General features: G+C 64.3%; 13 protein-coding genes. 8 read left to right on the forward strand and 5 right to left on the reverse strand.

Annotated elements, in window-relative coordinates:
* Positions 1 to 18 precede the first annotated feature (18 nt).
* From FQ746_RS06580 to FQ746_RS06590, 3 genes are all read left to right on the forward strand, one after another.
* Complete coding sequence (locus FQ746_RS06580) at positions 19 to 903, forward strand: aldo/keto reductase family oxidoreductase (protein ID WP_144108134.1); 885 nt, start codon at positions 19 to 21, stop codon at positions 901 to 903.
* A gap of 108 nt (positions 904 to 1011) precedes the next feature.
* The gene (locus tag FQ746_RS06585) at positions 1012 to 1581 is read left to right on the forward strand and encodes a nucleotidyltransferase domain-containing protein (RefSeq protein WP_144108135.1); all 570 of its coding nucleotides are present in this window, start codon (positions 1012 to 1014) and stop codon (positions 1579 to 1581) included.
* Positions 1550 to 2020: a hypothetical protein gene (locus tag FQ746_RS06590; protein ID WP_144108136.1), complete on the forward strand. Its 471-nt coding sequence runs from the start codon at positions 1550 to 1552 to the stop codon at positions 2018 to 2020. Before FQ746_RS06585 ends, FQ746_RS06590 begins: the two co-directional genes overlap by 32 nt.
* Before the next feature lie 21 nt (positions 2021 to 2041).
* On the opposite strand, the gene FQ746_RS06595 is transcribed toward FQ746_RS06590, so the two are convergent.
* Together FQ746_RS06595 and FQ746_RS06600 are read right to left on the reverse strand one after the other, a co-directional pair.
* On the reverse strand, positions 2042 to 2623 hold the full coding sequence (locus FQ746_RS06595) for a hypothetical protein (RefSeq protein WP_144108137.1): 582 nt from the start codon (positions 2621 to 2623) through the stop codon (positions 2042 to 2044).
* A 94-nt stretch (positions 2624 to 2717) separates the two neighbouring features.
* Positions 2718 to 5012 carry an NADP-dependent malic enzyme gene (locus tag FQ746_RS06600; protein ID WP_144108138.1) on the reverse strand — a complete coding sequence of 765 codons (2295 nt, stop codon included), beginning with the start codon at positions 5010 to 5012 and terminating at the stop codon, positions 2718 to 2720.
* Positions 5013 to 5147: 135 nt separating this feature from the next.
* Between FQ746_RS06600 and FQ746_RS06605 the strand changes: the two genes are divergently transcribed.
* Complete coding sequence (locus FQ746_RS06605) at positions 5148 to 6125, forward strand: LysR family transcriptional regulator (protein WP_144108139.1); 978 nt, start codon at positions 5148 to 5150, stop codon at positions 6123 to 6125.
* A gap of 19 nt (positions 6126 to 6144) precedes the next feature.
* Here FQ746_RS06605 and FQ746_RS06610 read toward each other — a convergent pair whose 3' ends face one another.
* Both FQ746_RS06610 and FQ746_RS06615 read right to left on the reverse strand, forming a co-directional pair.
* On the reverse strand, positions 6145 to 6549 hold the full coding sequence (locus tag FQ746_RS06610) for a RidA family protein (RefSeq protein WP_144108140.1): 405 nt from the start codon (positions 6547 to 6549) through the stop codon (positions 6145 to 6147).
* 56 nt (positions 6550 to 6605) lie between these two features.
* Positions 6606 to 7391 (reverse strand): AraC family transcriptional regulator, encoded by a 786-nt coding sequence (locus FQ746_RS06615; RefSeq protein WP_144108141.1) that lies wholly within the window; start codon positions 7389 to 7391, stop codon positions 6606 to 6608.
* 137 nt (positions 7392 to 7528) lie between these two features.
* On the opposite strand from FQ746_RS06615, the gene FQ746_RS06620 reads away from it, so the two are divergent.
* From FQ746_RS06620 to FQ746_RS06635, 4 genes are all read left to right on the forward strand, one after another.
* Positions 7529 to 9013, forward strand: coding sequence for an efflux transporter outer membrane subunit (locus tag FQ746_RS06620; protein ID WP_260853916.1), 1485 nt, complete (start codon positions 7529 to 7531; stop codon positions 9011 to 9013).
* Between the two features lies 1 nt (position 9014).
* The gene (locus FQ746_RS06625) at positions 9015 to 10163 is read left to right on the forward strand and encodes an HlyD family secretion protein (RefSeq protein WP_144108143.1); all 1149 of its coding nucleotides are present in this window, start codon (positions 9015 to 9017) and stop codon (positions 10161 to 10163) included.
* Positions 10160 to 11743, forward strand: coding sequence for an MDR family MFS transporter (locus FQ746_RS06630; RefSeq protein WP_144108144.1), 1584 nt, complete (start codon positions 10160 to 10162; stop codon positions 11741 to 11743). Before FQ746_RS06625 ends, FQ746_RS06630 begins: the two co-directional genes overlap by 4 nt.
* Before the next feature lie 490 nt (positions 11744 to 12233).
* Positions 12234 to 13223, forward strand: a complete 990-nt coding sequence (locus tag FQ746_RS06635) for a DUF535 family protein (RefSeq protein ID WP_144108145.1) — start codon at positions 12234 to 12236, stop codon at positions 13221 to 13223.
* Between the two features lie 66 nt (positions 13224 to 13289).
* Here the strand turns inward: FQ746_RS06635 and FQ746_RS06640 are convergent, their stop codons facing one another.
* Positions 13290 to 14702, reverse strand: a complete 1413-nt coding sequence (locus FQ746_RS06640) for an MFS transporter (protein ID WP_144108146.1) — start codon at positions 14700 to 14702, stop codon at positions 13290 to 13292.
* Between the last annotated feature and the right edge of the window lie 57 nt (positions 14703 to 14759).

The raw sequence follows: 14759 nt of genomic DNA on the forward strand, positions 1-14759 counted from the left end.
ACCGCCAAGGACACCACCATGTCGTACGCATCAGTCTCCAGCACTTACCCGCTTGCCGGCCGCACTGTGAACCGGATGGGCTACGGCGCCATGCAACTGGCCGGCCCCGGCGTGTTCGGGCCGCCGAAGGATCGCGACGCCGCGCTTGCCGTGTTGCGCGCGGCGGTCGAAGCGGGCGTCGATCACATCGATACGAGCGATTTTTACGGTCCGCACATTACCAATCAACTCATTCGCGAAGCGCTGCAACCGTATCCGGACAATCTGACGATCGTGACCAAGGTGGGCGCATTGCGTGGCGACGACGCTTCCTGGCTGCGGGCCGACGAGCCTGCCGATCTGGAGCGCGCCGTGCACGACAATCTGCGCAATCTCGGTCTGGATGCGCTCGACGTCGTCAATTACCGCAGCATGGGCAGCATTCACGCGCCCGCCGAAGGTTCGATTGCGAAGCAGGTCGAGGCGCTGGCGGAATTGCAACGCAAGGGGCTGGTGCGGCACATCGGCCTGAGCAACGTGACGTCGACGCAGGTCGCCGAGGCGCAAGAAATTGCCGGGATTGTCTGCGTGCAGAATCAGTACAACCTCGTGCAGCGCGACGACGACGCGCTGGTGGATGAACTGGCGGCCAAGGGCATTGCGTATGTGCCGTTCTTTCCGTTGGGCGGATTCTCGCCGATTCAATCGTCGGCGCTGTCGGATATCGCCGCGTCGCTCGACGCCACGCCGATGCAGGTCGCGTTGGCGTGGTTGCTGCACCGGTCGCCGAATATTCTGCTGATTCCGGGCACGTCGTCGGTTGGGCATCTGCGGGAAAACTTGCAGGCGGCGCAGTTGGTGTTGTCGGAGAAGGTGCTGGCGGAGTTGGCGGCGATCGAGACCAGAGGGTCGGGGGGGCATTGAGAGCGGGAGGGCCGCTTGACGAGTACCGGAAACAGGTAAATAATTACCGCTATCCGGTACTCGTTGTCCAATCTGGTTCTGGCGAGACCGTATCGGGAATCGACAAACATGCTCGCGGACTTTCTATTTACGCCGAAGCAGCAACGGATCATCGGGGCGCTGGTTCTGAATCCGGCACGCAGTTATGCGTTGTCGGAGTTCTTCGATCTTGCCGATGGCGGCCGAAGCTCGACCCAAGTTTTCCTCAAAACGCTGGTTGGTGCGGGCGTTGCACGTATTGAGCCGACCAGCCGGGCGACGCGTTACATCGTCAATACGGCGCATCCGCTTTATCCAGAGCTTCGGCAAATCGCAATCAAGAGTTTCGGTATCCGGGAGCCGATCGAACAGGCGCTTCTCGACATCCGTAACAAGATCGACGAGGCGTTTATTTTTGGCTCGATGGCTAGCGGCTTGGCGCGCCCCGATAGCGACGTCGACGTGATGATCATTGGCGACGTGCGTGTCGGCGCGGCGATCCGGGTTCTGGAGGTGGCCGGAAAAGCTTTAGGCCGGGAAGTCCACGTGAATGTTTATCCAAAAGACGAGTGGGAGCAGCTGCGCGTCTCCGATCCCGTTGTTCAAGCCATAGACCAGGGACCGAAGATTGAACTCGACTTTGCCATTGCCCCACACTAAAGCACTCGCCGATGCATTGAACGCGGGTTTCATTCGCCTGACTCCGTACGATGCCGCTAATGCGATCCAGTTTCGCAAAAACGTCGCTTCGTACATTCAGGGAGCAAAGCTCGAAGATCTCGCACCCATTGCGAAATACACGCTTGCCTATGAAGGAATTCACGCGATCGCCGTTGGGTTTCTTTTTCTGCACGGGCTTGCGCCGAGCCAGAGGGAAGGGCATCGTAGTCAGGCCCTGTCGTTGATGTATAGCTTTCTCGAGCTGGACGCGGACGACCGCTACGAAATAGACGATGCGAACCGAATGCGTAACGACAAGTTGTACAAAAGTCCCGCGCCGCCCGTGTCTGCCACAGTAGCCCGGCAGCTTGTCGAGTTAGCTGCTCGTGCGGAAGCTAAAGCGAAAGCCAGGCTGCCCGAGTGGTACGCGCTGGCCTGACGCCAGCGGCGACCATTTCTTCTACGCCGTACTCGAAACCAACCCCGTGGTTTGCCCCGCCGAGAGCATCAGTTGAGCCAATGCCGTCTGCGCGCTTTCAAGCTCGGTCGATATCTGGCTGAGCTGACTGCTATCCGAGCTTTGCGCTGCCTGGCTCAACGCGGCGCGTGCGCTGGCTAGTTGGGCCTTGATCTGGCTGGCTTCGCTGGAGTTCGAGGTTGCGCCGCCGGTGCTGGCCGACGCCTGCGACAGTTGCGCTTCAAGTGACGCGATCAGCGTGTTCATCGCGTTGAGTTCTGAAGAAGAGCTGCTGGCCGACGCCGAAGCGCCACCACCACCGCCACCGCCTCCCGCGCCCGCAGCAGGCGCAGCCGTTTCCGTAGTGGAAGTGCCCGACGTCGAGCCAGATGAAGAGGACGTGGTCGACGAATTCGACGCATTCGCCGAACCCGCCGACGCATTACTCGCAGCGCCGCCAGTCACCGAGCTGCTAGCAGACGCAGCCACTCCGCCAGCCCCTTGATTCGTCGTCGCAGCAGCACTCGTCGTACTGCCATTGCCGTACGCAACCGGCACCGTCGCGCTCGTAGACTGAATCTGCATGAAAAACCCCAACTCTTGATCGATACGAAACGGGCGGAAACCACCCTTACCCGCTAATAGCGGCACAGTTGAGGTTTTCTTTAAACCGGTCGTCTCAAACCGTCCGGTTCGCCTCGATCACCGTCAGCGCCGTCATGTTGATGATCCGCCGCACGGTCGAGCTCGACGTCAGGATATTCACCGGCGCATTCACCCCGAGCAGGAACGGCCCGACCGCCACGTTGCTGCCCGCGCCGGTCTTCAGCAGGTTGTAGGCAATGTTGCCCGCGTCCACGTTCGGACACACCAGCAGATTAGCCGCGCCCTTCAACGGCGAATGCGGCAGAATCCGCGCGCGCAACGCTTCGTCCAATGCGCAGTCGCCATGCATTTCGCCGTCCACTTCCAGATCGGGCGCCTGTTCCCGCACGATCTCGAGCGCCCGGCGCATCTTCACGCCGGAAGCGGCGCTGCCCGAGCCGAAGTTCGAACGCGAGAGCAACGCGGCCTTCGGCGTCAGCTTCAGCCACTCCATCTGCCGCGCGGCCGCGATCGTGAATTCGGCAATCTGCTCGGCGTCCGGATTGTCGTTGATATGCGTATCCACCAACGCCACCGTGCGCTGATCGAGCAGCAGAATATTCATTGCCGCATAGGTCTGCGCGCCACGCTTCTTGCCGATCACCTGATCGACAAAACGCAGATGGTCGTGATACGCGCCCACCGTGCCGCAAATCATGCCGTCGGCGTCGCCGAGCCGCACCATCATCGCGCCGATCAAGGTCAGGCGGCGGCGCATTTCCACGCGCGCCATTTCCTTCGTAATGCCGTCGCGGCACACCAGTTCCCAGTACGTCGTCCAGTACTGCGGGAAGCGCTCGTCGTATTCGGGGTTGGTCACTTCGACATCCTGCCCGAGCCGCAGCCGCAGGCCGAATCGTTCGATACGCGCGAGCAGCACCTCGGGCCGTCCCACCAGAATCGGCCGCGCCAGCTTTTCGTCGACGATGACCTGCACCGCGCGCAAGACGCGCTCGTCTTCGCCCTCGGTGAACACGATGCGGGCATTGCCGCCGTCGCGCACGAGTTGCTTGGCCGTCGCGAACAGCGGCTTCATGAACGCGCCGGAGTGGTAGACGAACTGCTGCAACTGCTCGGCGTAGGTTTCGAGGTCTGCCAGCGGACGCGTGGCCACGCCGCCTTCCATCGCCGCCTTCGCGACGGCCGGCGCGATCCGCACGATCAGGCGCGGATCGAACGGCTTCGGAATCAGGTACTGCGGACCGAACGCGACGTCATACGTGCCATAAGCGGCCGCGACGACCTCGTTCTGCTCTTCCTGCGCGAGTCCGGCAATCGCATGGACCGCGGCAATCTCCATCTCGCGCGTGATAGTCGTTGCACCGACGTCCAGTGCGCCGCGGAAGATATACGGGAAGCACAGGACGTTATTCACCTGATTCGGATAGTCCGAGCGGCCGGTCGCGATCACCACGTCGTCGCGCGTCGCGTGGGCCAGTTCCGGGAAAATCTCCGGCGTGGGATTGGCCAGCGCGAGAATCAACGGACGCGGGCCCATCGTCTTGAGCATGTCGGCGCTCAGAATACCGCCGACCGACAGGCCGAGGAACACGTCGGCGCCCTCGATCACTTCGGCCAGCTTGCGCGCCTTTGTCTCCTGCGCAAAGCGGGCCTTGTCCGGGTCCATCAGTGCGGTGCGGCCGCGATAGACCACGCCTTCGATATCGGTCGCCCAGATGTTCCCGACCGGCAGGCCGAGATCGACCAGCAGGTCCAGGCAGGCAAGCGCGGCGGCGCCTGCGCCCGAGGTCACGACCTTCACTTCCTTGATCGACTTGCCGACCACTTTCAGGCCGTTGATAAAGGCCGCCGAAACGGTAATAGCCGTCCCGTGCTGATCGTCGTGGAAGACGGGAATCTTCATGCGCTCGCGCAGTTTGCGTTCGACGATGAAGCACTCCGGCGCCTTGATGTCTTCGAGATTGATACCGCCGAAGGTCGGTTCCAGACCGGCGATGATCTCGACCAGCTTGTCCGGATCGGTCTCGTTGATCTCGATGTCGAACACGTCGATGCCGGCGAATTTCTTGAACAGCACGGCTTTGCCTTCCATCACCGGCTTCGAGGCCAGCGCGCCGATGTTGCCGAGACCCAGCACGGCGGTGCCGTTGGTAATCACGCCGACGAGGTTGCCGCGGCTCGTGAAGCGGTGCGCCTGCAGCGGATCGGCCGCAATTGCCTCGCAGACGCCCGCCACGCCCGGCGTGTACGCCAGCGCCAGATCGCGCTGGGTCACGAGCGGCTTGCTGGCCGTCACGGCGATTTTTCCGGGGGTCGGGAATTCGTGATAGTCGAACGCGGCTTGCTGGTCTGTCTCGGTCTGCTTCATGGTCTAGGCCTCTGTGAGCGCGCCGGGCGGGTTCCCGGCGTCGAATTGAAGCGATTCTAGACAGCTGCCATAAGCTGATCATTTTGTTTTACTATCGCCTCATCATATTTTTGTGATGGGTGGACGGTCCGTTACATGGAATTCGAGTCGAGCGACATCGTGCGACGCCTGAGCGCGCGCCTGAAAATGCGGCATTTGCTGTTGCTGCTGCAAATCCAGCAGCACGGCTCGCTGACCCGCGTCGCCGAGCACATGGCGAGCAGCCAGCCGGCCGTGACCAATGCGCTGGCAGAGCTGGAGAGCATGTTCGGCACGCCGCTCTTCGAGCGCTCGTCGCGCGGCATGCTGCCGACGGCGCTCGGCCGGGTCGTGCTGGAACGGGCGCGCGCGATGATCCAGGACCTCGATCATCTGGCGCGCGAGATGAAGGCCGTGGCGTCGGGCCATGCGGCGCATCTGCACGTCGGGGTGATTCCGTTCATTTCCGGGCAGTTGCTGTCGGCGGCGCTCAAGCGCCTGCAGGCGAGCCTTGCGCGGCGCGTGACCGTCACCATCCACGAAGGCACGAGCGACCAGCTTCTGCTGCAACTCAAGGACCATACGGTCGATATCGTGATCGGCCGCGCGTCGTCGACAGTCGATCTGAGCGCGGCGAGTTTCGAGGTGCTCTATCGGCAGCAGCCGCGCCTGATCGCGAGCCGGCGGCTCGCGGCCAAGCTGGCGCGCGTGAAACTCGACTGGAGCAAGCTGGTGGAGCTCGACTGGATTCTCGGCGCACCGCATACGCCGATGCGCGAGCAGGTCGCCGACCTGTTTCTCGCGGCGGGCACGGCGCCACCGGTGCCGGTGGTGGAGAGTTATTCGTCGAAGCTGATCGGCGAAATGATCGCGTCGAGCGAGGGCGCAGTGTCCATCGTTCCCGCGGATATCGCCGAGGAACTGGTGCGCATCGCCGGGGTGGCGATCGTGCCGTACTCGTTCGACTGGACGCTGCCGCCCATTGCCCTGTTCACGCGCTCGGAGGGCGCGCATTCGGCGGCGCGGGATCTGTTTGCGCAAGCGTTGCGGCAGATCTGCAAGGAAACGTATGGGGCGGCGGGCGGTACGCCGTAATGCCGCGTCGATGGGCTCGTCAGTCCGCTGCGCATCGCGCAATCGCCACGCACTTGATCTCGACGAGCAGACCCGGGTGCGCGAGTTCGGACACGCCGATCGCGGTCCACGCGCACGTGCCGCGCGGGAAAATGCGGTTCTTCACTTCGCGGAACACCGGCATATGCACGCTCATTTGCACGTGATACGTCGTCATGTCGACAATGTCTCCGAAGGTGCAGCCGCCTGCCGCGAGCAGCGCGCTCAGGTTGTCCCAGCACGCGACGAACTGCGCTTCAGGGTCGCGGATCACCTCGAGTTCGGCCGTTCGGCCGACCTGGCCCGCACAGAAAAGCGTCGTGCCGACCTTGACGGCAGGCGCATACCCGGCGCGTTCGACGATGGTCTGCATACCGGCGGGGACGATGATTTCGCGGTCGCTCATAGAAGGGTTCCTGATTGTCCAAAGAGTGGCGAAGAGACGGCACCTTCATCGCCCGTTCACCGGAAATAATCGCTCGGCGCGACGCCGAGCGCCTTGCGGAACATCGCACTGAATGCGCTCGGGCTTTCATAGCCGTGTTCCAGCGCGACATCGAGGATCGACATGCCGCTGGCGAGCCGCTGCAAGCTCAGCAAGAGCCGCGTATGCCGGCACCACGCGCCATGCGTCATGCCGGTTTCGCGCTGGAACGCCCGCGCGAAAGTGCGCGGGTTCATCTCGGCGCGCGTCGCCCAATGGTCGAGCGTGACATCGCCGCACGGCTCTGCAATCAGTTCGCGGCACAGTCGCGCGAGCGCGGGGTGACGCGGCATCGGCACATGCAGCAGTAACGGTGCGGCAATCTCGATCTCGTCCAGCAGCAATTCGAAAATGCGACGTTCGCGCGCGCCGTGGCGGTGGTCCGCTTCGATCGACGCGGCCGTCACGATCAACTCGCGCAACAGCGGCGTCACGCGAATCACCTTGCACGCCGATGGCAGGCCCGCGCGCGCGTTCGGCGCGACGTACACGGTGCGCATTTGCGTGTCGCTCGCCATTTCTATCTCGTGACGGACGCCGCCGGGCACCCACACCGCGCGCCCCGTCGGCACGACCCAACTGCCGGCGTCGGAGCGGACCAGCATCACGCCCGAGATCGCATAGATGAGTTGCCCGCTCGTGTGAACGTGCGGCGGAAAGCTCACGCGCGCCGGTTGATCGGTGGCCAGCACGGCGACCGGCACCGACTCCAGCGACGCGGGCGTTTCGTTGAAGCAGATGCTGTCAGTTTCGCGACGACGCATGGCAATTCTTCGAGAGAAGACCGGAGCGTCGAACTCTACCATCGCTCACTCCCAACCGACACCGAGAGTCACCGATGCGTTGTTGCTCCAAGTTCGACGAGCCCGCTCGTCGATTTCCAGATCGGCACGGGCAGCGCTTGCGTCCGCGCCTGGCGGCCGTGCTCGCGCTGCTGTGCGCGGGATGTGCGTCCGCGCCGGCGTATCGCGCGCCGGCGACGCCCGCGGCGGCCGCTGCTCCCTTCTCCGCCGCCGATGCGCCGGTTTTGCAGCAGCCGCTGCCCGATGCGTGGTGGCGTCTGTATCGCGACCCGGCGCTCGATGCGCTGATCGCCCAGGCCCTCGACCAGAATCGCGACCTGGCAGTCGCGCGAGCGCATCTGTTGCGCGCGCAGGCGTTGACCGATGCCGCCGAGGCTGCGCGCTTGCCGGATACGCAGGCCGCGTTCGGCGGCAACGAGGGCAAGCAGGCGGCGGATCAGATCGTCGCGGCCGCGCAGCGCGGCGCGTCCGCCGATACGCGCTGGGCCTGGACGCCGTCGTTCGCCGTGTCGTACGAAGTGGACTTGTGGGGCCGCGTGCGTCATCTGATCGACGCCGCGCACGCCGACGCCGCCGCAACGCAGGCCGCGACCGATGCGGTGCGTGTCAGCGTGGTCGCCGAGACCACCGGCAGCTATGCGCAGGCCTGTGCGTACGGCGAGCGCATCGAGGTGGCGCAGCAGTCGCTCGCGATCGCGCAACACGTGGCCGATCTGACGGCAAAGCAGCGCGACCACGGTTTGATCTCCGATCTCGAAGTGGCGCGCGCGCAAGGCTTCGTCGAAACGTCGCGCGCCGGGTTACCCGCGCTCGAAGGCCAGCGCCGGGCCGCGCTGGCGCAGCTTGCGGTGCTGATCGGGCAGCCGCCGTCCGAGGTGCCCGAGGCCGCTGCCCGATGCCATGTTGCGCCGGTGCTCGCGCAGCCTTTTCCGGTCGGCGACGGCGCGGCGCTGTTGCGACGCCGGCCCGATCTGCGCGAAGCCGAACGGCGGCTCGCGGCGGCGAATGCGCGCGTCGGCGTGGCGACAGCCGCGCTCTATCCGTCCATCGTGCTGGGCGGTTCGGTCGATCTGCTGTCGACCAGCGGCAGTCTCGCGTCGCTGGGCGACCGGTACGCGATGGCCTGGGGCATCGGACCGTTGATCAGCTGGCGCTTTCCGAATCGCGCACTGAGCGTGGCGGCGCTCGCCCAGGCGCGTGCCGATAACGGCGCGGCGCTTGCTTCGTTCGACGGCCATGTGCTGAACGCGTTGAAGGAGACCGAGCAGGCGCTCGCGTTCTACGGCACGCAGTGGACGCGTCATCGCGCGTTGCAGGCCGCGCTCGAGCAGGACGACCGGGCGCTCGATCTCGCGCAACTCAACTACCGGGCCGGCGCGCTCGATTTCCTCGACGTGCTCGACGCCGAGCGCTCGCTGGTGGCGGCGCGTGCCGCGCTGGCCGAGTCGAGCGCCGCGTTGTCCGCGGATCAGATTGCAGTGTTCAAGGCGCTCGGCGGCGGCTGGCAAAGCGCTGCAACCGCCGCGGAAAACAACGCCTCGAAACCTTCGTCACCGACGACCCTTTCCTCTGCCCGACCCTGATATGAGCACGACCACTTCTCCTGATGCAGATAAAACCGGCGCGCGTACGTGGCCGGTGAAGAAATCCACGGCCATCGGCGTCGCTCTCGGCGTTGGCGCTCTCGTGCTGGCCGCTGCGGGCTGGCACTGGTGGAGCGTGGCACGCTTCATCGAATCGACCGACGACGCGTATGTGCGGGCCGACGTCGTCACCGTTAGCTCGCGCGTGTCCGGCTACGTGAACGAAGTCGATGTCGACGACAACCAGCCGGTGCGTAAAGGCGACATCCTCGCGCGAATCGACGACGCGGACTATCGGGCCAAAGTGGCCAAAGCGCAGTCCGCCGTCGACGCCGCGCTCGCCACGCAGCAAGCCGAACAGGCCGCGCTCGACACGCTCGATGCGCAACTCGCGCAACAGTCGAGCGTGACGGATGGCGCGCGCGCCGATGTGATAGCGGCCGAAGCCGTGTTCGCCCGCCGTCACGCGGATGCGCAGCGCTATCGCGAACTGGCCGCCGAACAGGCGTCGAGCACGCAGCGCATGGAACAGGCTCGCGCCGATGCTCTGGCTGCCGAGGCCGCGCTCGCCAAAGCCCGCGCGGATGTTCGCGCGCAACAGGGGCAGCGCACCGTGTTGATGGCTCAGAAAGCACAGCACGCCGTGGCGATCGAACAGGCTCGCGCGCAGGTCGGCATGGCACGCGCCGCGCTGACGCTCGCCCAACTCGACCTCGACCACACGGCAATTCGGGCTGCCAGCAACGGCTCGGTCGGGCAGCGCGCGGTGCGGGCCGGACAATACGTGGAAACCGGGCAGCCGCTGCTGGCCGTGGTGCCGCTCGATCATGTGTATGTGATCGCCAATTTCAAGGAAACCGAAGTCGCCGCCATGCGCGCGGGACAGCCGGTCGATATCGACGTGGACAGCTTTGCGGGCCACACGTGGCATGGGCGCGTGAGCGGCATCGCGCCGGGTTCCGGTGCGCAGTTCGCGTTGCTGCCGCCCGACAACGCGACCGGCAACTTCACGAAAGTCGTGCAGCGGATTCCGGTGAAGATTGCGGTGGAGCAGCCAGCGCATGAGACGCTGCGCTTGCGGCCGGGCATGTCGGTGATCGCGCGCGTGCACACGCGCGCCGGCGAAGCGAGCGGAGCGTCCGCATCATGAGCACGGTCGCTTCGCCTTCCGGCGTGAGGCACGAACCGGTGTCCTTACGCGCATGGGTCGCGGTGCTCGGCGGCGTGTTCGGCTGCTTCATGGCCGGCATGAACGTGCATGTCACCAATGCGTCGCTCCCCGATATTCGCGGCTCGCTCGGCGCGAGTTTCGAGGAAGGTTCGTGGATCACGACGGCGTACCTGGTCGCCGAGATCATCGTGATTCCGCTGACGGGGTGGCTCGTGCGGGTGTTTTCCGCGCGGCGTGTGCTGCTGGTCGGCACCAGCGGCTTTCTGATTTTCTCGCTCGCCTGCTCGCTCGCGCCCACCATCCAGTCGATGATCGTCGCGCGCGCGTTGCAAGGCGCGTTCGGCGGCGTGCTGATCCCGCTGTCGTTTCAGCTGATCGTCACGGAATTGCCGTCGTCGCGGCATCCGCTCGGCATGGCGCTGTTCGCGGTCGCGAACAACGTGGCGCAGGCGGCTGGGCCGTCGCTCGGCGGCTGGCTCACCGACATGTATTCGTGGCGCTGGATTTTCTATTTGCAGATTCCGCCGGCGCTCGCATTGATCGCCGCGATCGGTTGGGCGATCAAGCCACAGCCGGCGCATCCCGATCAGTTGCGCAAGGCGGACTGGCTCGGCATCGCCACCATGGCAATCGGGCTCAGCGCCCTGCAGATCGTGCTGGAAGAGGGCGGCCGCAAGGACTGGTTCGGCTCGACCTTCATCACGAACATGTCGATGGTCGCGGCGCTCGGTATCGTCACCTTCGTGATTGTCGAAGTGCGGCGCGCCGATCCGTTCATCAATCTGCGTCTGCTCGCGAGGTACAACTTCGGCATTGCGAGTCTGATGCAGTTTCTGTTCGGCGCGGTCGTGTTCGCGGTGGTGTTTCTGGTGCCGAACTATTTTGCGGAACTGCAGGGATACAGCGCGCGCGATATCGGCGTGCTGATGGTGCCTTATGGACTCGTGCAGTTCGCCATGTCCTTTCTCACGCCGCCGCTCATGCGCCGCGTCGGCGCACGCGCGACGATCATCGCGGGTTTTGCATTGGTGGCGGCCGGCTGTCTGATGAACATGCATCTGAATCTCGACGCCGCGGCCAATGTCGTCGTGCCGTCGTTGATCGTGCGCGGCATCGGGCAGTCGCTGGTGGTGATCGCGCTCGGCGTGATGGCGGTCGACGGCATCGAAAAGACGCAACTGGGTTCGGCGTCGGGCGTCTTCAACATGGTGCGCAATCTCGGCGGCGCGATCGGCATTGCGCTCGCGGGGCAGATCGTCGTCGAGCGCGGCAAGCTGCACGCGATGCGCCTGGGCGAAGCCGTCGTGCCGTTCAGCGGCGCGCTCCAGGAGCGGGTGATCGGACTCGTACGGATGACGACCGGGATTTACGTGGACCGCACGCAAGCGCTGTCGGGCGCGAGCCTCGCCGGCGCGCGGCAGACTGCGCTGGCGCTGGTCGATCAACTGGTCGAGCGTGACGCGCGGTTAATGGCGTATAGCGATGCGTTTTTTATCGCGGGCGTGGCAATGGCGGTTTGCGCGGTGGCGGCGCTGGCGTTGCGCAAGCGCCGGAACTGATCGCGGCGTGCGCAGTCACGCCTTGAGCAAGCCCGATAGACCGAACGGTGCGAGCGCGCGGGGAGGAATCGAAAGTGTGTCGGGGCCGGACATGAGCAGAGCTTAGGCGCGCGGATAAACGCGACAAGTCCGATCGCGCCAAAACGAGCGGCGCGCGTAGCAAAAAGTTCATCGGGAAAATCTGTAATTTTTAGTTACGGTCAGAAATGTTGTGTAATAATCCGCCGCCAGATAGACCGCATGGGTAGAGATAGCCGCGTGATCTGTCCGACGATAAGCCTTCGCAAGCGGCTTATTGTTAATGGTCAGTAATGCGAGGTATTAAGCGAACGGTCCAATTCGCAAAATGCAATGGCTGGCATTCGGACTAACTAAAGTTCTGGATCTGAACATTTCCCTTGCGGCAAGCTTTCTGATGGCGACTCTTGCAATTGCCACGGTCGCCTCCTTGCAAGCACCTTCAAGAAAATAAAATAAAACGTGGTCGATCATGTCGCTTTCTGAAGTTTGCCGCCTGTTATCTCGCGCTATTCCTGGACGAACTCCTCAGGATATTTTCCGGAGGATTCGCGTGCTGATGTACGCATTACTCAATCCGTTTGCGGCACGCATCTGGTTGAAGGCATTGACGACGGACACACTACTTGCGGACATGGCTGTCTGCAACCGGCGCTTTCTCGAGCGGCCCTTTCGTCGCTTCGCAGAGGCGGATATGCCTGCCTATGCGCGTGCCGAACTGCTGTGCGGGCACTTTCGAATCGCGCGCGAGCTGTTTGGTGAAGATAGGGTGCGCAGGCTCTACCTGAATGCGGAACATACGACGTTGTCATCGAACGGCAGGTATGCGCTCGTGGTGAGTGAGCCGGTACGCTGCTGGCGCGAAGGGTTGCTGACCGTCGCCTGGCGTGACGTGGTCGAGCGCGTCGACCTTGCGTGGGCGACCGTCAGCTTCGAAGTGCATTCCGGAGCGGGGAAACGGGGCGCGCTGATCGGAGGGCTGCAGGGGCCGGCCGGCGGAGACAGAGAGCGGGTGCGCGAAGCCACCCGTGCATGTCATGGCCTGCGACCGAAGGCGGCCGTGCTGGAGGCCATTGGCAAACTGTGCACGATGGCAGTCGTGGACGCGCTGACCGGCGTGGCGAAGAACAAGCATATATCTGCTGCAACGGCAGTTCAGTTCAGTGCCGACTATGACGGCTTCTGGCGTGAATCAGGCGGAGTCGAGGTCGAAGGGCGGTTCCTGCTGCCGCTTCGCCCCCTTCACCGCGACATCAGCGAGGTCCCGTCGAACCGGCGCGCTGCATTTCGCAGGCGTCAGACGCTGATTGCGGAGTTGCTGGCGCAGATCGAAGAGACAGTCCGCGCAGGTTGGACCGCAGACGTGAAGCCGCTTCATCTGAATCACGAGAAGGCCGACGCTCCTCTGCGGACGGTGGCCGATGCGATGGCAGACGACTATCGTGACGCGGAACCGGCATGATCGCCGCGTCATGTACCGATGCAACGGTTGCGATTCTTTCAGTCTGATTCTCCATGCAGAGGTTGCTCACCCCTCTCCAGCGAGTCGTGAAGCGTGACCCTCCCCACACCGCAATTCGCGCGGCGGCCTGATCCCCATCAGACAGATCACGCCGCCGCACAACAGCAATCCCGCCGCGGTCACGATGGACAGATGCATCCCCCGCATGAAGGCCGCCGGCTGAGTGTCGCGCACGAAGAAGCCGAACACGGCCACGCCGAGCATACCGCCCACCTGTCGTGCCGAATTGAGCACGCCTGCCGCGATCCCGGAGCGAGCGGCATCCACTGACGACAGCGTGAGATTGGTCATGGTCGGCACCACCGCCGCGATGCCGCCCGCCGCGATCAGCATGGGCACGACCAGCGCGCCATACGAGCCGCCGAAGCTCACCGGCAACAGCAGCAGATACCCCAACGCGGCCACCACCATCCCGCCGATCATCATCCGCTTCGCACCCACGCGGTGAAGCGAACGGCTCGCCACGATATTCACGGCCATTACCACGGCGGTCATCGGCAGGAACGCGAGGCCGGTGCGTTGCGCGGACATTTGCTGTTCGATCTGAAAGAACAGGCTGAACACGAAGATCAACCCGTAATAGGCAAAGTTGACGATGACGCCCGCGACCGACGCGGTGCTGAACGTTGCCGCGCGAAACAGCGTGAGCGGCAGCATCGGCTCCTTGCTGCGCGCCTCCACGCCGACGAAACCCAGCGACGCGAGCACCGCGAGCAGCGCTGCGCCAAGCACCAGCGGATGCTGCCAGCCGAGCCGGCCGGCTTCGGAGAAACACACGGTCAGCGCGATCAACGCAAGGATCGCCGTGAGTTGCCCCGGAAGATCGATGCCGCGGCCGCGCGCCTGCACCGCGGCGGCCGCATGACGAAGCGTAAGCACGACGCCTGCGACGCCGATCGGCAGGTTGATAAGGAAGATGCTGCGCCAGCCTATATGCGTCACCAGCAATCCGCCCAGAACCGGACCCGCAGCCAGCGCCACACCGCCCGCCGCGCTCCACCAGCCCACTGCACGTCCTCTTTGCTGCGCATCCGGAAACGCCTGCCGCAGCATGGCGAGCGAATTGGGCACCAGCAGCGCCGCGCCCAGCCCTTGCACGACACGCGCGGCCACCAGCAACGGCAGCGAAGTCGCGAGGCCACACGCGATAGAAGCGAGCGTGAAGACCGCGAAGCCGGCGGTAAAGACACGCCGCGCGCCGAAGCGGTCGCCCAGCGCGCCGGTGGTCAGCAGCAGGGAAGCGAACGCGAGCGTGTAGGCGTTGACCACCCATTGCAGACCGCTGACGTCGGTCGCGAAACGCCCGCGCAGCGCATCGAGCGCGACGTTGACCACGCTGACATCCAGCAGAACGACGACGAAGCCCAGTCCTGCGGCGGCCAGTGTGCCGCGTTGAGCGCGACTCATGGTGATGCTCATGGGGAAACCTCGGAAGACTCAGGATGGACCCATATTAGACGCCGCGGGTTTGTGCGA

It is taken from the genome of Paraburkholderia sp. BCC1886 (genome assembly GCF_900996245.1).
Classification (GTDB): domain Bacteria; phylum Pseudomonadota; class Gammaproteobacteria; order Burkholderiales; family Burkholderiaceae; genus Paraburkholderia.

Excerpts from the sequence above, each read along its gene's own strand:
- FQ746_RS06580 (WP_144108134.1), top strand. The coding sequence starts at position 19 with ATGTCGTACGCATCAGTCTCCAGCACTTACCCGCTTGCCGGCCGCACT.
- FQ746_RS06585 (WP_144108135.1), top strand. The coding sequence starts at position 1,012 with ATGCTCGCGGACTTTCTATTTACGCCGAAGCAGCAACGGATCATCGGG.
- FQ746_RS06595 (WP_144108137.1), bottom strand. The coding sequence starts at position 2,623 with ATGCAGATTCAGTCTACGAGCGCGACGGTGCCGGTTGCGTACGGCAAT.
- FQ746_RS06600 (WP_144108138.1), bottom strand. The coding sequence starts at position 5,012 with ATGAAGCAGACCGAGACAGACCAGCAAGCCGCGTTCGACTATCACGAA.
- FQ746_RS06605 (WP_144108139.1), top strand. The coding sequence starts at position 5,148 with ATGGAATTCGAGTCGAGCGACATCGTGCGACGCCTGAGCGCGCGCCTG.
- FQ746_RS06610 (WP_144108140.1), bottom strand. The coding sequence starts at position 6,549 with ATGAGCGACCGCGAAATCATCGTCCCCGCCGGTATGCAGACCATCGTC.
- FQ746_RS06615 (WP_144108141.1), bottom strand. The coding sequence starts at position 7,391 with ATGCGTCGTCGCGAAACTGACAGCATCTGCTTCAACGAAACGCCCGCG.
- FQ746_RS06625 (WP_144108143.1), top strand. The coding sequence starts at position 9,015 with ATGAGCACGACCACTTCTCCTGATGCAGATAAAACCGGCGCGCGTACG.
- FQ746_RS06630 (WP_144108144.1), top strand. The coding sequence starts at position 10,160 with ATGAGCACGGTCGCTTCGCCTTCCGGCGTGAGGCACGAACCGGTGTCC.
- FQ746_RS06635 (WP_144108145.1), top strand. The coding sequence starts at position 12,234 with ATGTCGCTTTCTGAAGTTTGCCGCCTGTTATCTCGCGCTATTCCTGGA.
- FQ746_RS06640 (WP_144108146.1), bottom strand. The coding sequence starts at position 14,702 with ATGAGCATCACCATGAGTCGCGCTCAACGCGGCACACTGGCCGCCGCA.